The sequence below is a fragment of the Microbacterium sp. P2_F9 genome, from assembly GCF_056403635.1.
The window spans coordinates 1-1,087 of record NZ_JBFUFC010000407.1 but is presented as its reverse complement, the minus strand read 5'-3'; the positions used below and the strand labels follow the sequence as shown (position 1 = coordinate 1,087).

Here is a 1,087-nt window from a genome sequence, read left to right as displayed (position 1 = left end):
ACCTGAGTTGACAGCTCGCGGGATGTCAACTACGGTTGACAACCGGATGCCGCGGGCCGCGGCATCCGTTCACTCCAGGAGGACGCGTGAGCGACGACATCCGCACCGCGATCGGCGCCCAGAGCGGTGAGCCGCTCGCCGAGCTGCGCCGGCTGCGCGCCCTGCACGCCGACCTCGCCCGCGCGGAGGCCGAGCAGGTGCGCCGCGCGCGCACTCAGGGCTATTCGTGGGTCGCGATCGCCGACGCCCTGGCCGTGAGCAGACAGGCCGTCCACAAGAAGTACGGTCGAAGGTAGGGCATTCGCCCACCTTCCCCACGAACGACAGGGAACCCCGCATGTCCACCACCCAGGCACCCTCACGCCGGGGCCGTCGCGCACCTCAAGAGGGTCCGCGCGCAAGCCTCAAGCAGCTGCTCCCCTTCCTCTTCGAGCACCGTCGCGTGCTCGTCATCGTCGCGATCCTGAGCGTCATCGGCGCGGCCGCGACCCTCGCCCAGCCGCTGCTGGTCGGCCTGCTGATCGGGCGCGTCGAGCATGGCGAGCCGCTCGGGATGCTCGTCTGGGGCGTCGTCATTCTGGTGGTCGTGGCATCCGTCATCTCCGGCTATCAGCACTATCTGCTGCAGCGCACCGGCACGGCGGTCGTGTACTCGTCTCGGCGCAAGCTCGTGGCGCGGATCCTGCACCTGCCGATCTCCGAGTTCGACGCGCGCCGAACGGGCGACCTCGTCTCGCGCGTCGGCACGGACACGACGCTGCTCTATGCGGTGCTCACGCAGGGCCTCGCCGATGCCGTCGGAAACTCGCTCATCTTCCTCGGGGCGCTCGTCGCAATGGCGATCATCGACCCCGTGCTGCTCGCCCTCATCGTGGTCGTCATCGGCGTCTCGATCACCGGCGTCGTGCTGCTGAGCGGGCGCATCCGCGAGGCGACCCGCGATCAGCAGGAACTCGTCGGGCAGCTCACCTCGGGGGTCGAGCGAGCAGTCGGGTCGATTCGCACGGTGCGAGCGTCGGGCGCCAGCGACCGCGAAGAGGCCGCGATCTCGGGTCTGGCCGAGGACACCTACGACCAGGGTGTGCGC

The 1,087-nt window shown here is 69.6% G+C and carries 2 protein-coding genes; both read left to right on the top strand.

Annotated elements, in window-relative coordinates; translation table 11 throughout:
- Positions 1–86: 86 nt before the first annotated feature.
- Positions 87–296 carry an AsnC family protein gene (locus AC1DVT_RS20410; protein WP_457099996.1) on the top strand — a complete coding sequence of 70 codons (210 nt, stop codon included), beginning with the start codon at positions 87–89 and terminating at the stop codon, positions 294–296.
- A 41-nt stretch (positions 297–337) separates the two neighbouring features.
- Positions 338–1,087, top strand: a 750-nt coding sequence (locus AC1DVT_RS20405) for an ABC transporter transmembrane domain-containing protein (protein WP_477391245.1), incomplete at its 3' end; no start/stop codon positions are given.